Genomic DNA, 20,565 nt, shown 5'->3' on the forward strand with positions numbered 1-20,565 from the left:
ATAGTAAAGATGTTTACACGAAGCACAGCTAATAAGCTGTGCTTTTTGTCGTTCTATATCTCATTTGGAAACATATGGATTATGGAGTGGTGCAAATCCTATAGTTTAACGGGTAAACAAAGTTTGCTGGCAATCGTATAATGAAAGTGCTTACAATTTTCTGTCCATTTGCATCTATCCATCCTGTATAACGATCTTGTAAAGGGCTGGCACATGGCAGAGCAAAGGTTATTCTTCACAAACAACGAACCAAGGAGGAGATCGGATGCATTTGAGAAAATGGTGGAGCTTGTGCTTGTCGGCTGTATTGATCTTCAGTTTGTTCCCAAGTGTGGGAACAGGAGGGACACGTGCTTCGGCAGCGGACGTTAAGACTGGCGATGATGAAGTACTGTTCAAGGCTGATTTTGAAGATGGTGTGTTGGGACAATGGCGTCCACGTGCAAGTGAAAAGCTTGATATCGTAACGCAAGTAGGTCATGACAGTACACGCAGCCTGAGAACCTCTTCACGTACCGAAACGTTCCATGGACCCTTAGTTGAAGTGCTGGATCATGTACAGAAGGGCAGCACAGTTCATATTTCATTTTGGGCCATGTACGATGAAGGGCCGGACAGTCAGGTCCTTAACGGTGCACTCGAGAAAGAATACAATAAAGACGCTTCGAGTCTTGAATATGCTACCTTTGCCTCCGCTACCTTGAACAAAGGACAGTGGAAAAAAGTCGAGGCCGATGTGGTGATTCCCGAAGAAAATAGTGGCATCACCGGATTCCGCATGTATGTGGAGACACCATGGAAGACGTCAGCGGAAGTGACGCCGGCAGATACGATTTCATTTTACGTGGATGATGTTCTGATTACGGCTGCTCAGAAAATTGAAATTGAGAAGGATATTCCGAATCTGGTCGATATCGTGGGACAAAATTACGCAATGGGAGCTGCCATCAACCAGTCTGCACTAGACGCGGAAAACCAGCATTCCCAGTTGTTGACGAAACACTTTAATAGTATTACAGCGGACAATTTTATGAAAATGGATGCGATGCAGCCCAAGGAAGGAGAGTTTGTCTGGTCAGAGACAGATCGCCTGGTGAAGTTTGCCGAAGCAAATGACATGGAAATCAGAGGTCATACGCTGTTATGGCATAGTCAGGTGCCGAATTGGTTCTTTACTGATCCGAATGATGCATCGAAACCTGCCACGCGGGAACAGTTGCTTGCAAGGATGAAAACCCATATTCAAACCATCGTGACCCGGTACAAAGGAAAGGTTCATACATGGGATGTCGTCAATGAAGTCATCTCAGACGGAGGTGGCTTGCGGAATGAGGCCAGTAATTCCAAGTGGAGAGATATTATTGGGGATGTAGATGGCGACGGAGATGACAGTGATTACATTGAGCTGGCTTTCCGTTATGCACGTGAGGCTGACCCCGATGCTGTACTGGTGATTAATGACTATGGAATGGAGGGCAATGGAAACAAGGTGAATGATATGGTGAAGCTTGTAGAGAAGCTGCTTGCCAAAGGAACACCGATTGATGCGGTTGGATTCCAGATGCATGTATCCATGTACGGACCGGATGTAAAGCTCATTCGTGAGGCTTTTGAGAAAGTGATCGCTCTTGGTGTAAATGTACAGGTTACAGAGCTGGACGTTTCGATCTATTCGAGTAATTCTGAACTGGAGATGCCTGTCACAGATGAATTAATGCTGCAACAAGCTTACCGTTATCGTGAACTGTTCGACCTGTTCGACGAGCTGGGAAAACGCGGCGTAATGGACAGTGTTACAGTATGGGGACTTGCGGATGATGGTACATGGCTTGATAATCATCCAGTCAAAGGACGCAAAGATGCACCATTGTTATTTGATCGTAAATTAAAAGCAAAACCGGCATTTTGGGCACTGGTGGACCCTACCACCCTTCCGATCTATCGTAATGAATGGACAGCATTGAAGGCCAGCCCTTCTTTCCCAAATCACAAAGGACAGGAAGATATTCTTTGGGGTGCTGTGAAAGGACTCGAAATTAATCATCTGGCAGATGGTACATCTGCGGTTACGGGTGAGGCTCGTATGATGTGGGATGCCAAAAAGGTGAATTTACGAGTTGAAGTGAAGGATACCACACGTCGCAAAGGGGATCAGGTGCAGGTTTTCCTCGCGGAAGAAGTCAAGGGGACAGGCGCTGTAACTTCTGAAGCTGATCTGTCTGCCAAGAAGAAAAATCCGCCGTCTGCAAATGGTCAATATACATTTAAACGGGATGGCGGTAAAGGCAAAGATAAAAATACTTACAACGTACAGGAGACAAAAACCGGGTATGTTGTATACGCATCACTGCCTATGTCAGCTGCTTTACTTACCGAAGGCCAGGTCTTGTCTCTGGATTTTCGGATTACGGATGAACATGCTGCTGGAAAGACAGCGACCATTGTTTGGAATGATATTTCCAATCAACAGCCCGACAAACCAGCCAACCGGGGCAAACTGAAGCTCGGTTCTGTCTTGAAACAAACCAAGGTCACTTATGGCAAACCTGTCATTGATGCAAAAAAGGATAACGTCTGGAAAAAAGCTGCATCTGTTAAAACGGATGTCTGGGTGGTCGGAAACTCCGGTGCAACGGCGACTGCACAGCTGTTATGGGATGAGAAATACCTGTACGTATTGGCAGATGTGAAAGATCCATTGCGAAGCAAATTAAGTTCTAATGCACATGAGCAGGATTCAATCGAGATTTTTATCGACCCGAGCAAAGATCAGACAACATTCTATCAGGAGGATGACGCCCAGTACCGGGTCAATTTTGATAATGAGGCTTCTTTTGGTGGAAATGCACGGAAAGAAAGTTTCAAATCAGCTACCCGATTAACAAGCGGAGGGTATACAGTTGAAGTGGCAATCCCACTAGACAGCGTTCGTGCTGAAGGGCAAAGATGGATTGGGTTTGATCTTCAAGTTAATGATGATGGCGCGGGAGATGGCAAGCGAAGCAGTGTGTCCATCTGGAGTGATTCATCAGGTAATTCTTATCAAGATACTTCCGGTTTTGGCAGTCTGTTACTGACTCGTAAATAGAATATTTAGTTGTGAATTAGAATATGAGAATGTTAGTTATTCAACATTGTATATCTGGAAATAAGTGTTGATTTTAAAGGCTGGGACGTTTAGACTATATACATTCATATAAACGGGTTCCAATGTATGACAACGGCTTCAACTAAGTCTGTTGTCACGAGTCAAATGATGCGGAGGGAGTGCCTGTCATCCAGACAGCGCACTCGCTTCTTTTTTACATTTTTGCATACATACAAGGCATTTCCCGGTTGAAAGGACAGAGTGAGTGGAGCACCTACATGGCACGTACAACTTAGAACTTGTTATTTTATCCTATATTATTGCATCGTTAGCTTCATACGCTGCCCTTGACCTTGCAGGCCGTGTAAGTCAGGCTAGCGGGATGGCGCGGAATGTATGGCTTACCTGCGGTGCAGTATCGATGGGGCTGGGAATCTGGTCCATGCATTTCGTAGGTATGCTGGCTTTTGTTCTGCCTACGCAAGTCTCCTATTCCACCGGTAAGGTTGTTTTATCTGTTCTACTTGCTATTGTCGCATCGGGGGTGGCCTTGAACATTGCGGGTAGACAATCGGGCAGGATAAGCAAACTCATGATTGCTGGAGTACTGATGACCGCGGGGATCAGCTCGATGCATTATGTGGGAATGGCAGCGATGTCAATTCCGGTTACGTATGAACCAGGCAGAGTGGTGTTATCTATTCTGATTGCAGCGCTTGCTTCATTTGCGGCATTGTGGCTCATGTTTTTCTTCCGTTATCATCAATCAAGACATACTTGGGTTTACAAGATGGGCAGCGGTCTCATTATGGGTATTGGAATCTCTGGCATGCATTATACCGGGATGTCAGCGGCACATTTCCATCATTCACATGGCTCGATGGTAAGTTCAGGTATGCAGATTGAGCCAGGTATTCTCGCCTACTTGATCGCATCGGGCACATTTATTGCTTTGGGTTTGACGTTGTTTGGCATATTTATCAATCAGCGAATGTCACAGAAAGATCGACGGATTCATGAGAATGAGCAATGGTATCAGGCCCTGTATCATAACCATTCGGATGCTATTATTTCAGTGAACAAGGAAGGTATTGTTAAAGGGATTAATGCTGCTGTAACAACAATCACCGGATATCCTGAAAAAGAGGTCATGGATCGTTCCATTGATGAGATCGCTCAGCAAATCGATATAGAGTGGATAAGTGAATTTGATTCCATCGATTGGGATGATCATGGGCTGGAGCAGGCGCACTACATGGCCAAAATGAGAGATGTACAGGGTGAACTTCTGGACCTTAGTATTGTTGTAGTTCCTGTTGTCATTGATGGCAGACATGTGGGAAGTCACATTTTGATCAAAGACGTAACGGAGGAGAAGCAGGCTCAGGAGAAGATTCGTCACCAAGCTTTGCATGATCCGTTGACGGGGTTGCCCAATCGGCGCAAGTTGGATGATGTGCTGGCTTGTACGATTAACGATTCAGCAGAAAAAGGGAATTCTTTTGCCGTTATGGTGATGGATATAGATCGTTTCAAGATGATTAATGACTCGCTGGGACATTCCATTGGAGATGTATTTCTAAGAGAAGTGAGCAACCGGATCATGAAAGCCATAGAAGCTTCTGATCCCTTGGCTATGGAAAATGTCATGCTGGCCCGGATGGGCGGGGACGAGTTCACACTCGTTGTGACCCAGGGTCAAGCGACAGAAGTAAGAGTGGCAGAACTTGCAAAACAGATTGTTGAAGCCATTCAGTTACCTTATCGACTGAAGGAGAATGACTTTTACGTAACCGCCAGCATTGGAATTGCGATGTATCCGGATCATGGAGTGGGCGTGGATGCTTTGCTGAAACATGCGGATTCCGCCATGTATGAAGTGAAGAAAAACGGAAAAAATGGTTTCCAATTCTACACGGCCCAACTGGATTCGGAACTATATGAACGCATTGAGCTGGAGGGTTATCTTCGTAAAGCGTTGGAACGCGATGAGATGGTCCTGTACTATCAACCACAGATTCGTACCGAGGATAGCCGCATGATTGGTGTGGAGGCTCTCATACGTTGGAACCATCCACTCAAAGGTCTGCTCGCACCCAATGTGTTTATCCCGCTTGCAGAAGAGACAGGCATGATCTATGAGATTGGCAATTGGACGCTGCGTGAAGCATGCAGGCAGATGAAACTCTGGCATGCCAGTGGCGGACCACTCATTCCGGTATCGGTTAACTTGTCCAGCCAGCAGTTCCACCAATCCAACTTGGTAGAACAGGTCAAGAATGCACTCTTGGAGACAGGGCTGGATGCTCGATATCTGGAACTGGAAATAACAGAGAGCATGATGATGGACGCAGCCGTATCCACGGCGATTCTTAATGAACTGACAGCACTGGGTGTGAAGATCAGCCTGGATGATTTCGGTACGGGATACAGTTCACTGAGTTATCTGAAGCATTTCCCGATTCACAAGCTTAAGATTGATCGTTCGTTTGTGACGGACATTACAGAGAGTCACAGCGATCAAGCCATTGTGGCGACCATTATATCGATGGCACAGAATCTCAAGATGGAAGTCATTGCCGAAGGCATTGAGACGAAAGGCCAACTGGATATTCTGATGCAGAATGACTGCCGGGAGATTCAGGGCTATTATTTCAGTCGCCCACTGCCGGCAAGTGAAGTGGAGCATGATTTTTTTGTGCCGCTGCGATTGCAGGGTAATGGTACACCACCGGCACCATCCTAATTTTATGTATGCCAAGCGGCAAGTCCCCGTTTATGTCGGGAACTTGCCGCTTTTTTATGTCTTATCTTTTATTAATCATTAAACTCACCCATGAGGAGCATTTATATTTTCGTTTCCTATAATGATAATCGAAAACCTTACATAAACTTGCGGTGGTGTTTCTTGCCATCATACGTAAACCAGATCGGTTTATCCTCGACACGTGTCTCCACATGCACGGTACGTCCCCAGAGGCGATACAGATAAGGCAGAGTGCGTTCCATATATTTCAGATCCAACTCAATGCCTTCATATTGATGCTTGAGCACGAGTTCCCCTGTCCGCAGATAATCAGCATCTTGCACGACCAAGTAAGGGGAGCCCCCGTTGACACGTGAAAATACGAGCTGATCCCGTATGTTCTCCCAGGACTTGTCGGTGATTTTCCAGTCCGGGCCTTTTTTCTCAAATACGTAGAGGTCCAGATCCTCGGTTAATTGCTTGGTCATGTAATTGCGGATAAAGGAGGTATCGGAATCGAATTCACGCACCTCGAACATTTTGGCACGACCTTGCCCTGGTTTGCGGCCCCAACGTTCCTGTTCTTCACGGGTTGGGTTATCCCAGCGGCGTTCAATATCCTCGAAAATCTTCAGTCCCAAATAATACGGATTCAGACTTTGTTTGGATGGCTGCACCACGGAGGAGTTGAGTTTGGCAAATTCGATCGTATCCTCACTGTTCAGATCGAGCTCACGGATAATGCGTTGATGCCAGTAGGATGCCCAGCCTTCGTTCATGATTTTGGTTTCCATCTGTGGCCAGAAATATAACATCTCCTCACGCATCATACTCATGATATCCCGTTGCCAGTCGGTCAACACTTCGGAGAATTCCTGAATAAACCACATGACATCCTTCTCCGGTTCAGGCGGAAAATGATGAACCTGAATACCTTCAGCGGGTGCTTCTTCGGTCTGCACGTCATCAAGTGACCACAGATCATCATAGCGGCCTTCCGGCCGTGGTTTTTTCTCACCGCGCTGCTCCCGCATTTTCATCTCCATGTAACGTTGTTTGTCCAAATGGCGGGGTTTAATCAGCTGTGGGTCCACATGTTCCTGAATTGCGATCACGGCATCGATAAATGCTTCAACCGCTTCCGTTCCGTATTCCATCTCATAATTGCTGATCCGATCCGCCGTAGCGGCCATGCTTTCGACCATATTACGGTTGGATTTGGAGAAGCGGGCATTGTTTTTGAAAAAATCGCAGTGGGCCAATACGTGGGCTACGATCAATTTGTTCTGAATCAGGGAATTGCCATCCAGCAAGAAGGCATAACAAGGGTTGGAGTTGATGACAAGCTCATAAATTTTACTGAGTCCAAAATCGTATTGCATTTTCATCTTATGAAATGTTTTGCCAAAGCTCCAGTGGCTGAATCTGGTCGGCATGCCGTAGGCTCCAAATGTATAAATAATATCCGATGGGCAGATTTCGTACCGCATGGGGTAATAGTCCAGACCAAAACCATTGGCAATCTCCATAATCTCGGCAATAGCGTATTCTAGGTCGCGGATCTCATCTGTCATCTAACGCTGCCTCCTTCCCGTTTCTGGAAAAAGCTGCGCAAAGCTTTGTACACTTCGCCTTTTTCTTTGATCACATAATACATGAACTGATCCATCTTGATATGACGGTAAGCCGACATCAGTGTGCTGCTGCGGTTGTACTGATTCACTTCGCCGTATCCAAACATATTGCTACGCTTCATTAACTCACCGATCAGCTTCACACACCGTTCGTTATCCGAGGTCAGATTATCCCCGTCAGAGAAGTGAAAAGGGTAGATGTTGTAGCTTGAAGGTGGATAACGACTGTCAATAATATCCAGTGCCTTCATATATACAGAGGAGCAGATGGTGCCTCCGCTCTCGCCACGGGTAAAGAACTCTTCTTCGGTTACTTCCTTGGCTTCCGTATGATGGGCGAGGAAAACAATCTCAACTTTCTCATACTGACGGCGTAGAAAACGGGTCATCCAGAAGAAAAAGCTGCGCGCGCAGTATTTCTCAAACGAACCCATGGACCCGGATGTATCCATCATGGCAATAATAACGGCATTGGATTGTGGAATGATTTTGTCTTCCCATGTCTTGTAGCGCAGGTCATCCGGACTGATGTGATGGATGCCTGGCGTACCAGTCGTTGCATTGCGACGCAGATTCTCCAGAATGGTACGTTTCTTGTCAATATTGGACTGCATGCCTTTTTTGCGAATATCGTTGAAAACTACCGTATGTGTCTCAATCAGGTCTTTATCTTTCTGCTTCAGATCGGGTAATTCCAGCTCAGCGAAGAGCATATCTTCCAATTCCTCAATACTCACTTCGGCTTCCACAATATCATGACCAGGCTGATCACCAGCTTTTTCGCCTTTGCCGGGTTTCTGCGAAGCAGAGGGATCCCGACCGATGACGTCTCCGACCTGACTGTCACCGTCTCCTTGACCGACATGTTTTTGCTTCTGGTAGTTATACACAAAACGGTACTCATCCAGACTGCGGATTGGTACCTTGATGATTTGTTTTCCATCAGACATGATGATGTTTTCTTCCGTAATCAGATCAGGCAGATTCTGCTTGATGACATCTTTCACCTTTTGCTGATGGCGCTGTTGGTCCTGGTACCCTTTGCGGTGAAGCGACCAATCTTCCTTCGACACAACGAACGAGTAAGGCTGGTGTGAATTTGACATGTAGGCACCCCCCATTGATTACGCGGCACAGTTTGGCCTGTCGGTAATTAAGTATATTCACGGGCGAGGACGATATGTGATGAGAGTGGATATAAAATGATACAATTACGCAAGTTCACCTCAGAGGTAAGGTGAGTCGTAAGAACAGAACTGCACCATTTTTTACAGAAATAGTGAACAAGTGTGATATCCTTCCTTTACAATAGGAGAAAGACATCGATCTGGCATCTAATAGAGGTTGTTCAAAAAGTCCACTTAGACTTGTTGAACTCGCACTAATATAGAGATGCATGTAAAGGAAGGATTTATGTGAATAAAAAGGCGATCAAGGCTTGGATTATGTATGATTGGGCCAACTCGGCTTATGCAACAACTGTGCTGGCCGCAGTACTGCCTGTATTCTATGCATCGGTGGCTGCAACAACGCTGGATACGGATACCGCCGCCTCCTACCTGGCCTATACACACTCCATTGGCATGTTGTGCGTAGCTCTGCTAACACCGTTGCTAGGCACGCTAGCTGATTTGTCAGGACGGAAGGGCGACTTCCTGCGTGTATTTGCAATTATAGGCGTCCTTGCTACATTGGGATTCAGCGCAATCGGTGAAGGGGACTGGTTCCTTGCTTCCGCGTTGCTGGTCATATCTACAATCGGTTTTGCGGGTGGTAACACCTTTTACGATGCAATGCTGCCGGATCTCGTACCCGTGGAACGAAGGGACATGATATCCTCCAAAGGTTATGCCTATGGTTATATTGGAGGAGGCTTGTTGCTTGCAGTGAACCTGCTGATGATTCAGCAACCGGGCTGGTTCGGGATGAGCAGTACACTGGCAGGCACAAGACTTGCTTTTATCTCCGTCTCGTTGTGGTGGTTGCTGTTCTCGATACCGATCTTCCGCCATGCTCCGAGACGGCCTGCATCACCGGATCTGCCCGGAACGTGGACAGGGTACGTTGCGGTGGGCGTGCGCAGACTGCGGCAAACCTTTCGTCAGATGCGGCGTTTTCCCCAGTTAATCCGCATGTTGGTGGCTTTCTGGTTTTTTAATGACGGCATTAATACCATCATTCTAATGGCTACGATCTATGGGACAAGTATAGGCATAGGCACAGCCGACCTGATGCTCGCGCTACTGTTAACCCAGTTCATCGGGTTCCCGTGTACATTGTTACTGGGAGCATGGGCACAGCGTTGGGGAGCAAAGCAGGTATTAATCGTTAGCTTATCGGTCTACATATGTATTGTGATTCTCGGTTATTTCATGACACAAGCGATCCACTTCTATGTGCTCGCCGGGCTGGTTGGTGTCGTGCAGGGTGTGAGTCAATCCACAGCGCGTTCCCTGTTTAGCAATCTGATGCCAGCAGGCAGAACAGGAGAGTATTTTGGTTTTGTGAATATTACAGGCAAATTCTCTTCGATCTTTGGTCCATTTGTGTTTGGTTATGTTGGGCAGATCACTGGTTCCACACGTTGGGGTATTCTGTCGCTCATCTTCTTTTTCGTCGCGGGCATTGCTGTATTGTTAACCGTGAAGGTACAGAAGGGGATGCAGGATGCTACACGGGCAGATCAGGAAGAAGAGCGAAATGGGAGCGTTGGAGCTACTGGGAAAAGTTCAGATGTAAGATTTACCTGATGGTTGTTCACCCGTTTTCATATTAAGTTTCTCAACGGATTACGTATGGCTTCAGGCATTGTTCCTCACAGAACATGTCTGGAGCTTATTCGCGTTTGTGCAATCAGAACATAATTGATCCATGAATAAGTGCTTAAATGACAGACAGCAGAATACAGTGAAAGAGTATCAATTTATGAAAAGGTGAAAATAAAAGATTGACATGATACATTTTGTATCATAGAGTAAAACTATAAATACATATTGTATCCGAGAGTTGTCGAATGTAACCATGTGTTTTGCTTCATTCCCGGGTGAACTTCCGACGGAATATTGCAAAATGCTGACCTATAGCGTGCATATTACTCGTTTTGCCAAACACAAAGGTAGAGTCTGGTCTATCCCAGCTACACATTTATACTAATGAACAGAGGAGAGGCTGCCATTGATCGATGCTCAAGGTAACGGACTTGTTTTCTTACTATGTGTTCCCCGTAGTGGTAGTTCCTTATCCACCGTAATGCTGCAAAATCATAGTCGTATATTTGCCACCCAGGAAATGTGGTTTCTGATGAATCTTGTCGATTTACCCAAGGCTGATTCACGTGCTTACGGTGGCAGCTCCATCATGCGCCAGTTCTACAATGCCATGGTATCTGAGGATGTCTTCGAGAAGGCGTGCAGAAGTTTTGCTCTTGAAGTCTACAATGGATTCCTGGAGGGGAGCGGAGCAGACTTCGTCGTTGATAAATCTCCGCGTTATTATTACATGCTGGAATGGCTGGATCGTCTGTTCCCACAGTCCAAGCGCATTCATCTCCAGCGTAATCCTCTGGCCGTAGTAGCATCATTCAAAAAGGTAAACCGCCACACAGGAGAAGGATTCGACCTGATTCATAGTCTGCAGAGCCCCAAATTAAATATGAAATCCGTAGATCTCACACTTGGGATGCTCCGCTTGAATGATTATTTTGCCAAACCCCATTCCAATGCGTATGAATTGCAATATGAACGATTGGTTTCCAATCCTCAGGAAGAACTTGAGAAACTATGCGCGTTTCTGGGAATTCGATATGAACAGGGAATGGAGCAGTATGGACAGTTTCTGGACAGTGCCAAGTCTGACATGTTCTACAGTATGGGCGTGGGTGATCCTTTCCTCTCTTCGCATCAAGAGGCACATCAGGGTTCTGTTAACAACTGGAAAAACATATTAGAACCACATGAAGTTGAACTGTATTGCCGTGTGATGGGGGCAGATCTGTTCCACCAGATGGGATACAGTGAACAGCTCGCAGAAGCCGAACAATGGACGGGTGTACATTATGATGCAAGTCCGGATCAAGAGGTCATTGACCGAATCACGCATCAGTTGACAGCAGCGACCGGTTGCCAGTGGCAACCACAATACCGAATGCAGCCGGCAGATTCTGTCGTTCATGATCCGGTTGGGAATCTTAATGACCCAGTTGTCGAAGAACCGGAAAAGACAGACCCGACGCTAGCTGCACTGGTAACGATCAGACAGTTGCAAGCCGCATTACGTGCAGCAGATCATCGTCTGGAACGGGGTTACAGTGAGCGAGAACGCTTGAAAGTCCAGCTGGCTTCTGCTCAAAGCAAAATACAGCGTATCAAATCATGGGTACCATTTGGTCATCAGATCAGCGCATGGGCTTCACAGCGCAAGATTCTACGGGGAGGCAAGTCATGAGCGCCATAGCAGGAATTGTTCACAACGATGGTCAGCAGGCGCTATGGGAAGACAGCTGGCGTCTGTACGCAAGCCTGGGGCATGTCCCTGCGGATACAACAGGAGTATGGAAAGGCAATGAGGCGTTCCTCAGCTGTCATGCCCAATGGATTACACCGGAATCGGTTAGCGAGAAGTTGCCTTTATATGATGAGGAAAGTGGTCTGACCATCACGGCAGATGCCATTCTGGATAACCGGGAACAACTGGCAGATCAATTACAAATATCTAGAGCTGAACTGGCTATGTTGGCGGATAGTGAATTGATCTTGCGTGCCTATCAGCGCTGGGGAGACGATGTAGCCGTCCGATTGCTGGGGGATTTTGTATTCGCGATATGGGATGAGCGGAATCGAAAACTGTATGCAGCGAGAGACATTACAGGCATGAGAGCTTTTTATTACCGACATGATGGTTCACGTTTTGCTTTCTGCACACTGATGAATCCGTTGCTCGGGCTTGAAGGGGTACATAAAGAACTTGATGAGACCTGGCTGTCCGAATTCCTTGCCATTCCTGACATGCATGATTCAGCAGATATCAATTCAACTGTATATCGGGGAATAAGCCAGCTGCCTTCTGCACATACACTTGTCTTCCGGGATGGGAGACTGGAGCTGAAGCAATATCATCGCTGGAATGAAGTGGAACCTCTAAGGCTTAAATCCGATGGCGAGTATGTAGAAGCGTTTCGGGAGGTCTTTGGGCAGGCGGTTGGATCACGATTGCGAACGCACAGACAGGTGGCTGCTGCATTAAGTGGCGGACTGGACTCGGGAGCCGTGGTTGGTTTTGCTTCCGGAACACTGAGAAGTCAGGGCAAACGGCTGCAGGCCTATAGTTATGTTCCCGTACCCGATTTCACAGATTATACGTCGAAAACGTTGCTCGCAGACGAACGGCCCTTCATACGTTCCACGATTAATCATGTCGGCAATATCACAGAGAACTACCTCGATTTTGAAGGCAGAAGTCCACTCAGTGAAGTAGATACCTGGCTCGACATTATGGAAATGCCCTATAAATACTTTGAAAATTCATTCTGGATTCGCGGATTCTATGAAAAAGCGAGCCAGCAAGATGCAGGCATCCTGCTCACAGGGGCACGTGGTAATTTCACCATCTCCTGGGGACCGGCTCTGGATTATTACGCCAGTCTACTGAAAAGTGGCCGCTGGTACCGCTGGTTCCGTGAGATGCAGCAGTATAGTGAACGAACGGGCATGCCTTTCTCACGTATAGCCAAGATCACCGGGAAAAAGGCATATCCGGATTGGTTCAAGGCTCAGTCCAAAGGAGCCAGCCAGGCCGCATCCGTACAATTGATCCATCCTGACTTTGCGCAGAGAACGGGTGTACTGGAAAGACTCAAATCCATTATTGTTCTGCAGGGCGGTGCCCAGGCTGATGCACTCAAAGTACGTGCCGAGAAATTTAATAACCTGGCCATCGCCAACAAAAACGGTGCTGTAGCTACGAAATGTTCTCTGCGTTACCGCGCTTGGGAACGTGATCCGACAAGTGATGCCAGAGTCATCCGGTTCTGTCTGTCCGTTCCGATTGAACAATATGTGAAACAAGGGACGGATCGTTCATTGATTCGCCGGGCTACTTCACCGGAATTGCCTGACAAGGTCAGACTGAATCAGCGGGTACGGGGTGTGCAGCCTGCAGATTGGTTACATCGCATCATTCCGAATTGGGATGCTTTTACCGCCGAGTTACGTGCTTTGTGTTCTGACAGCAAGGTCGCTGGCATATTAAACACGGAGCGTATCAAGTCTGCCCTGGCCAATTTCCCGAGTCCAAGACCTGAACTTGCTTCGCATCCAGATCTGCGATTGATGATGCATAGTCTGATTGTCTATCGGTTCATTCGGAAATTCTGATATAGCCCGGTGAACTGTGGGCCCGGATTTTTCTTACATTTGACTCATGATAGGAGGTGAATACGATGCAAAGGGAAAAAAAGGAATGGCAAGAACCAGCACTGGAAATATTGGAAGTCAACCAAACAATGGCGGGCACAGGTTACAAACATATCGACTGGGTTACGGTTCACGATGCGGATCTCTACGGAACTAGTTAGAAAGCTTTACCATATGCCATCATACTTAGAAGTGCGAAAAGGAGGTGAATACGATGCAAATGGAAAAAAAGGAATGGCAAGCACCAGCTCTTGAAGTGTTGGAAGTCAATCAAACAATGGCCGGTACTGGCTACAGACAAATTGACTGGATCACGGTTCACGATGCGGATCTGTACGATCCAACTTCCTAAGTTGTTTAGTTTTATGAAGTGTCATCATACTTAAAGGGCGGAAATGCAACAAATCCAGCTTTTCGCCTCCGCCCTTATATTGAGCAACATGAATATAAGGGCTTTTTTTTACATTTTATTACGAAGGAGGCGTCGTTCATTGTTGCCTTTGCATTATGTGGCGTATGGTCTGCGCTGGTCGAGTCAAATTCGAATGCCTGAACTACAGATCGCACCCAAGGATGCAGAGACTGATTTTGATGTCGTGGATGTGCACATCGAGTCTTCAGATCTGGCCCTATTGTGGGAGGGTTGGGATGTAGGCAACGACAACTTTGTGGCACGAGAGGGCAGTCTTTTTTTCAAAATCGAAGATACAGGTCTGTTTCTAATGGAACAAGGAAAGCGCATTGTTGTATCCCCTCAGCCAGGAGCGGATGAGAAAAAGGTCAGATTATTCATCCTGGGCACCTGTATGGCGGTCATTATGATGCAGCGTGGCATTCTTCCATTGCATGGCAGTGCAGTGGTTATTGATGGCTGGGCTTACGCATTTGTCGGACATTCGGGAGCAGGCAAATCGACACTGTCGGCCGCACTGGCATCACGCGGATATCCACTTCTCACCGATGATGTTGTTGCACTGACCTGGGATGCCGGAGGAAGAGCTATCGTATCACCTGGTTACCCGCAACAGAAGTTATGGCAGCCCAGTCTGGACGGCTTCGGCATGAAGGAACAGGATTATGCAACGGTTCACGCAGAGATTACAAAGTATGCGATACCTGTTCAGCACTATTTTCATGAGATGGCCGTACCACTAGGTGGAATATTTGAACTTGCTCCACAACCGGAGGCAAACCATACATCTGTTCAACTGGTGGAAGTGACGGGGCTGGAACGACTGCATCTGTTATGCTCGCATACGTTCCGTGGTGGACTCGTTGCAAGACAGGGACTGGCACAATGGTTGTTTGAGACGGCTTCAAGACTTTCAGCAAGTGTGGAGATTGGCAGATTGGTCAGAACGGGTGCTGAGTTTACAGCATTTGAGATGGTGAATCGGATCACAGATCATATACGTAAAGGAGTGCATACAGGACAATGACAGCGACTACGCCGATGAATGTGGAAGACCGGGTAACCCGGAAGGAAGGCAATCTGGTCAGTGATATGGGCAGTGAGAAAGTCATGATGAGCATTAGCTCTGGAAAATACTATAATCTCGGGAGTACCGGTGGACGAATCTGGGATCTGATCGCAGAAGAACGCACGCTGGGTGAAGTTGTTGAGGTACTTGCTGCGGAGTATGAGATTGAGCCAGATGTATGTCGTGAGCAGGTAGTACAATTCCTGGAACATCTGTCCCGTGAAGGTTTAATCGACGTTACTCGCGGAGTGTAGAATGATGTTGCGAAAAATAAAGGCTTATCTCTCGCTCCCGCGGTCGATGCGTCGACTGGTATGGGAGGCCTATATCCTCCTTGGCTGGGCACGCATACAGAAGGCTATGCCATTCGCTAAAATCGCGCCAGGGCTGGGTACGCCTATGGTAGAAACACCGATGACAGGACTCGAACGCAGGGAGGTCATCACTATACGGAATATTTCCAAAGCAATTTCGCTCGCCAGCAAATATACGTTATGGGAAAGCCGCTGCCTTGTAATGGCGATTGCCGGGATGAAGATGCTTGAGCGACGCAAGATAGAGAGTACGTTATACATGGGGACTGCACGGAATAAGCAAGGACATATGATGGCTCATGCCTGGCTGCGAAGTGGTAAATTGATCGTGACCGGAGCTGATACTATGGACCAATATACGGTTGTCGGTGTGTTTGGCAAACGGTGTCCGGAGAAGGGATCTGGGGAGATTGTCTATGATACATGAAAGTGAACTCTATTCATCAGGGTTTCCGAAGGAGCTTAAGCTGATTTTGAGCATGATTAGAGGTGATCTGACGGCTCTATCCCCTGAAGAACTCAAGGCGGGTTTGCAAGGAACCGATTGGCAGCTTTTTCTGCGGCTTGTCTATCATCACCGCTTATACTCTGTCCTTTATTTAAAAATGAAAGAATTAAGCTCTGCAATCATTCCTGCAGATGTTATGGAGAGTCTGAGACAACAATATACGGTCAATACGTTTCGCATGTTACATCTGACAGCTGAGATGGAGCAGGTGTGTGGAGCTTTTCGTGAATGTGGTATCCGCAATATTACACTAAAGGGGCCAGCGCTCGCCCATGATCTCTATGGCGATGTATCGATGCGAACCTCCAAAGACCTGGATATCCTGATTCCGTTTGATGATGTGGAAGCGGCTGAAGGCATTCTGGCTACCCTCGGATATATATCCAAGGAAGGGGAGCGGGCACCTACGGTGCGCAGCTGGAAATGGCGGGAACATCATATCTGTTACACCCATCCGGTCAAAAGGACTCAAGTGGAGATCCATTGGCGCTTGAACCCGGATTCGGGCAAAGAAACCGATTTTGAATTGCTGTGGAAACGCAGCCGGTTCAGTTCATACACACAGACACCTGTCCGTATGCTCGAACAAGAAGACCTATGGGCCTATCTCGTAACTCATGGTGCACGACACGGCTGGTTCAGACTGCGCTGGTTACTGGATATCGACCAGATGATCCGCAGCATGCCACTTGATGTGAAGAAATTAGAGAGACGTCTGAAAGCGGAGGGACGTTTATCCATTGGTTCACAGGCTCTTTATCTGGCCTCGGAGCTACTGAATACGCCGCTGGATGTAGAGTACAGGTCCTTGATGTCCTTGAGTGACCGTACAGGCAAGCGATTAGCCAACGAAGGCGCAAAGTTCATGAACGACATGCTGGAAAGTCCGGCTGATATGAAGTCTTATCAATCGTATTTGTTTAAACTTCGAAGTACAAAACAGAAATGGTTTTTCTTTATTGAACGTTTATATCCAAGTACATGGGATGTGGATCAACTGCCGCTTCCGCGTTCTTTGTTTTTTCTGTACTTTCCGTTACGTCCGTTTCTCTGGTTCTGGCGGCGAATTAAAAGGTATACGGTGACGGAAAGGGGTAAAGTATGATCTCGGAATTAAGGTATTTCATGCGAAAGTTGCATCATGTCACGGGGCCCATTTTATATTGGAATCTGCTAGGGATGATCTGTATCAGTCTCATGGAAGGGATCGGTATCTACATGCTTGTTCCGATGCTGAGTCTGATTGGCATATTTGAGATGGGCTCCACAGGCTTAAACATTCCCTGGCTTGGCGACGTGTTGAATCGTTTTTCTGAAAATAGCCAATTGTTACTCGTATTGTTCACCTTTGTGTTGATTGTCTCCGGACAGGCCTGGATGCAGCGTCTCCAGACGATCCGTAATACTCGAATCCAACAGCAATTTGTACGAACGCTGCGCATGGAAACCTATGGTGCTATTATTATGGCGCAATGGTCATTTTTTCTCCAAAAACGAAAATCCGATTTTAACCATATATTAACGACTGAACTTGCACGTGTGAGCCAGGGTACGAGCATTATGCTGCAAATGGCAGCCTCTCTGATCTTTACGGGCATTCAGATCGGTCTTGCTTTCTGGTTATCCGCCAAGTTGACGGCACTTGTGCTGGTCTGTGGATTGTTATTATTTTTTGTCTTACGAAAATTCGTCAAGCGGGCCAAGCAGATCGGAGACCAGACCTCTGAATTCTCGCAAAGTTATTATAACGGCATTACCGAGCATTTCAACGGCATTAAGGATATTAAGAGTAACATGCTTGAGCGCTCACACATGAACTGGTTTGAGCGCATGTGCAGACAGATAGAACGCAATGTCATTCAGTTTAGCCAATTGAACAGTGGAACACAGCTGATTCACCGGATGTCCGCGGCAATCATTATTGCGGCATTCATCTATCTTTCTCTCCGTGTAATGACGGTGCCACCCGCAAGTCTGCTGCTCATCATCCTAATCTTTTCCCGCTTATGGCCAAGGTTTACGGCAATTCAGTCCAATCTGGAGTACATCAGCTCCATGCTGCCTGCATTTCGGGTAGTCAGAGAATTACAAGCGCAGACGGCGAAGAGTCGTGAGATTAGTGAAGAGATTGCTTCGGCAGGAGACGTTGGAACTGATGGGATTCAACCTATGGAACTGAAGGGATCTATCACCTGTGAGGATGTCTGCTATCGCTATGAGGGAAGTGATGCTTACTCATTGAGAAATGTGCAAGCTTCGATTCCAGCAAGGGGTATGACCGCAATTGTGGGGAAATCCGGAGCAGGCAAAAGCACGCTGATAGATCTGATTATGGGCCTTGTGAGGCCTGAAACTGGTCGTATTTTGATTGACGGTGTTCCTCTGTCAGAAGAACGATTATTGAGCTGGCGAAGTTCAATCGGATATGTCTCCCAAGATCCATTCCTGTTTCACACAAGTATTCGTGAGAATCTGCGTCTGGTTGATCCAAATGCAAGTGAAGAACAGATGTGGCAGGCTTTGCAATTTTCCTCCTCTGCAGCATTTGTACGGAAGTTGCCTCAGGGTCTGGATACGATTATTGGTGATCGGGGTATTCGTCTATCCGGGGGTGAACGTCAGCGATTGGTGCTTGCCCGGGCTATGCTACGTAATCCTTCTGTATTGGTACTGGATGAAGCAACGAGTGCGCTGGACAGTGAGAATGAACAGTACATTCATGAGGCGCTGGAACGGTTAAAAGGACATGTGACCATTATCGTGATTGCACACCGATTGTCCACGATTCGGACGGCAGATCGTGTAATTGTACTTGATGAAGGTCGGGTGATTCAAGAGGGCGGGTACCAGCAGTTATCTACTGATCCGGTAGGGACGTTCAGCAAACTTTTGAACATGCAAGCGGGTGTTGTGGGGCAGTAAGTGAGTGAGTGGACATCAGAAGACGTTCAAACGTGATGATAGAGTGTGTATCTTTTTCTCTTTATTCATTTATCTATGGTATAACCAGCAATGGGTTCACGTAAAGAGGCGCGCCACGATTGGTGCGCCTTTCATGTAAGTAGTTAGTATAATGAGCAAGAATTAATGAACGAGGGCTGTTTTCGTAGGAAGCGGCAGTTGAAGAGCACCGATCTGCTCCAAATGCTGTACGATCTCTTGCACGGCTTCCTCAATGGACCATTGCTCTGTATCGATGATAAATGAAGGAGATTTGGGTACATCATAGGGGGCGGAAATGCCTGTGAAATGCGGGATGTCACCATTGCGTGCTTTTTTGTATAGACCCTTGGGATCACGACGCTCACATTCTTGAATTGAACAGCGCACATAGATTTCAATGAAATCATCTGGTTCAAATAACTGTCTAACCATCTCCCGATCCTGTTCATGAGGAGAGATAAAAGCCGAAAGTACAAACAACCCGGCGTCTACCATTAACTTTGATACTTCACCAATTCGCCGCAGATTTTCTTGACGATCCCCTGCTGTAAAACCGAGATCACGGTTCAGTCCATGACGTACATTATCCCCGTCCAGAACATAACAGCGTACGCCTTGATCGTAGAGATACTGCTCCAGGGCAAATGCAAGGGATGACTTTCCTGCACCTGATAACCCGGTAAACCATATGGCACGACTATGGTGCCCATTATGCTTCTCCCGGTCTTGCCTGTTGATGCTGGATGATTGCCAGGTTATGTTGCGCTCTTCCTTCGACATGAGTATCCCGCCTTTTCCCTACCATGATATGTATAATATTTTAACATATTTACAAGATTATAGCACCTTACAGATTTCTTCAAAATAAGCGTGAATCGACAAAATATCGGGTATAGATGTAGTACATACATAAGCATTATGCATATATCCAAGGAGTATTTTGAATCGAATGATGCAAAATGCTCACATAGCAGGAGGAACAATGTCATGAACAAAAACATTCAAAACATACAAGTTGGGTTCAAATGCCCGGATTGCGAGCAGGATATCCGAGCGGAATTTATAGATGAACAGGTCAGCACGGTTCGTTGTAAAGGTTGTGACAGAGCGTATACACTTTTGAAGCCAACCATCGGTGATGAGATTCTACTGGATTGGGAGCAGGAGGCTTTGTATCACAAGCTGAGGGCAGAGCGGTCCGAACTGGATAATCACAATATGTCGGCCTTGATTATCAAAGTTATCGAGTTGCTTACATGGCGTGATCGGGGAGATGGACAGACCCGTGCCATACAGACCGTGAGGGAATGGCTTGCTTCCAGTGGCAAACCTCAGACCTTACTTGAATTGTTCCATCAATCTCCGCCACAACCTGAAAATAAACGTTTCGATCGTTAATGATTTACATACATTAGCCGTTCCTGTGGCATATTACCTGAAG

General features: G+C 46.9%; 16 protein-coding genes. 13 read left to right on the forward strand and 3 right to left on the reverse strand.

Going from position 1 to position 20,565, the window contains the following annotated elements:
• Positions 1–265: 265 nt before the first annotated feature.
• Positions 266–3,088, forward strand: a complete 2,823-nt coding sequence (locus NST38_RS09390) for an endo-1,4-beta-xylanase (RefSeq protein WP_076252400.1) — start codon at positions 266–268, stop codon at positions 3,086–3,088.
• A gap of 265 nt (positions 3,089–3,353) precedes the next feature.
• On the forward strand, positions 3,354–5,834 hold the full coding sequence (locus NST38_RS09395; RefSeq protein ID WP_036610003.1) for an EAL domain-containing protein: 2,481 nt from the start codon (positions 3,354–3,356) through the stop codon (positions 5,832–5,834).
• 137 nt (positions 5,835–5,971) lie between these two features.
• Here NST38_RS09395 and NST38_RS09400 read toward each other — a convergent pair whose 3' ends face one another.
• Both NST38_RS09400 and yhbH read right to left on the reverse strand, forming a co-directional pair.
• A complete protein-coding gene (locus tag NST38_RS09400; protein WP_076252399.1) occupies positions 5,972–7,408 on the reverse strand; it encodes a SpoVR family protein in 1,437 nt (478 codons plus the stop codon).
• Positions 7,405–8,574 (reverse strand): sporulation protein YhbH, encoded by a 1,170-nt coding sequence (gene yhbH, locus NST38_RS09405; RefSeq protein WP_036609998.1) that lies wholly within the window; start codon positions 8,572–8,574, stop codon positions 7,405–7,407. The genes NST38_RS09400 and yhbH overlap by 4 nt, the downstream gene beginning before the upstream one ends.
• Before the next feature lie 309 nt (positions 8,575–8,883).
• On the opposite strand from yhbH, the gene NST38_RS09410 reads away from it, so the two are divergent.
• From NST38_RS09410 to NST38_RS09455, 10 genes are all read left to right on the forward strand, one after another.
• A complete protein-coding gene (locus NST38_RS09410; protein WP_076252397.1) occupies positions 8,884–10,218 on the forward strand; it encodes an MFS transporter in 1,335 nt (444 codons plus the stop codon).
• Positions 10,219–10,642: 424 nt separating this feature from the next.
• Positions 10,643–11,911 carry a sulfotransferase family protein gene (locus tag NST38_RS09415; protein ID WP_076252395.1) on the forward strand — a complete coding sequence of 423 codons (1,269 nt, stop codon included), beginning with the start codon at positions 10,643–10,645 and terminating at the stop codon, positions 11,909–11,911.
• A complete protein-coding gene (locus NST38_RS09420) occupies positions 11,908–13,839 on the forward strand; it encodes an asparagine synthase-related protein (protein WP_036609989.1) in 1,932 nt (643 codons plus the stop codon). Before NST38_RS09415 ends, NST38_RS09420 begins: the two co-directional genes overlap by 4 nt.
• Positions 13,840–13,904: 65 nt before the next feature.
• Entirely contained in the window at positions 13,905–14,039 is a 135-nt protein-coding gene (locus tag NST38_RS09425; RefSeq protein WP_105598020.1) for a paeninodin family lasso peptide, read from the forward strand.
• 53 nt (positions 14,040–14,092) lie between these two features.
• Positions 14,093–14,230 (forward strand): paeninodin family lasso peptide, encoded by a 138-nt coding sequence (locus NST38_RS09430; RefSeq protein ID WP_174806426.1) that lies wholly within the window; start codon positions 14,093–14,095, stop codon positions 14,228–14,230.
• 139 nt (positions 14,231–14,369) lie between these two features.
• The gene (locus NST38_RS09435) at positions 14,370–15,317 is read left to right on the forward strand and encodes a hypothetical protein (protein ID WP_076252393.1); all 948 of its coding nucleotides are present in this window, start codon (positions 14,370–14,372) and stop codon (positions 15,315–15,317) included.
• Positions 15,314–15,613: a lasso peptide biosynthesis PqqD family chaperone gene (locus tag NST38_RS09440; protein WP_017689560.1), complete on the forward strand. Its 300-nt coding sequence runs from the start codon at positions 15,314–15,316 to the stop codon at positions 15,611–15,613. Before NST38_RS09435 ends, NST38_RS09440 begins: the two co-directional genes overlap by 4 nt.
• A gap of 4 nt (positions 15,614–15,617) precedes the next feature.
• On the forward strand, positions 15,618–16,100 hold the full coding sequence (locus tag NST38_RS09445) for a lasso peptide biosynthesis B2 protein (RefSeq protein WP_076252729.1): 483 nt from the start codon (positions 15,618–15,620) through the stop codon (positions 16,098–16,100).
• A gap of 52 nt (positions 16,101–16,152) precedes the next feature.
• A complete protein-coding gene (locus NST38_RS09450; protein WP_256720091.1) occupies positions 16,153–17,286 on the forward strand; it encodes a nucleotidyltransferase domain-containing protein in 1,134 nt (377 codons plus the stop codon).
• On the forward strand, positions 17,286–19,103 hold the full coding sequence (locus NST38_RS09455; protein ID WP_179087903.1) for an ABC transporter ATP-binding protein: 1,818 nt from the start codon (positions 17,286–17,288) through the stop codon (positions 19,101–19,103). The genes NST38_RS09450 and NST38_RS09455 overlap by 1 nt, the downstream gene beginning before the upstream one ends.
• 162 nt (positions 19,104–19,265) lie before the next feature.
• On the opposite strand, the gene cysC is transcribed toward NST38_RS09455, so the two are convergent.
• On the reverse strand, positions 19,266–19,904 hold the full coding sequence (cysC, locus tag NST38_RS09460) for an adenylyl-sulfate kinase (protein ID WP_017689556.1): 639 nt from the start codon (positions 19,902–19,904) through the stop codon (positions 19,266–19,268).
• Positions 19,905–20,111: 207 nt separating this feature from the next.
• On the opposite strand from cysC, the gene NST38_RS09465 reads away from it, so the two are divergent.
• Positions 20,112–20,522 carry a hypothetical protein gene (locus tag NST38_RS09465; RefSeq protein WP_076209139.1) on the forward strand — a complete coding sequence of 137 codons (411 nt, stop codon included), beginning with the start codon at positions 20,112–20,114 and terminating at the stop codon, positions 20,520–20,522.
• Positions 20,523–20,565: the final 43 nt, after the last annotated feature.

This window comes from Paenibacillus sp. FSL H8-0104 (assembly GCF_038050215.1).
Taxonomy (GTDB): Bacteria; Bacillota; Bacilli; order Paenibacillales; family Paenibacillaceae; genus Paenibacillus; species Paenibacillus amylolyticus.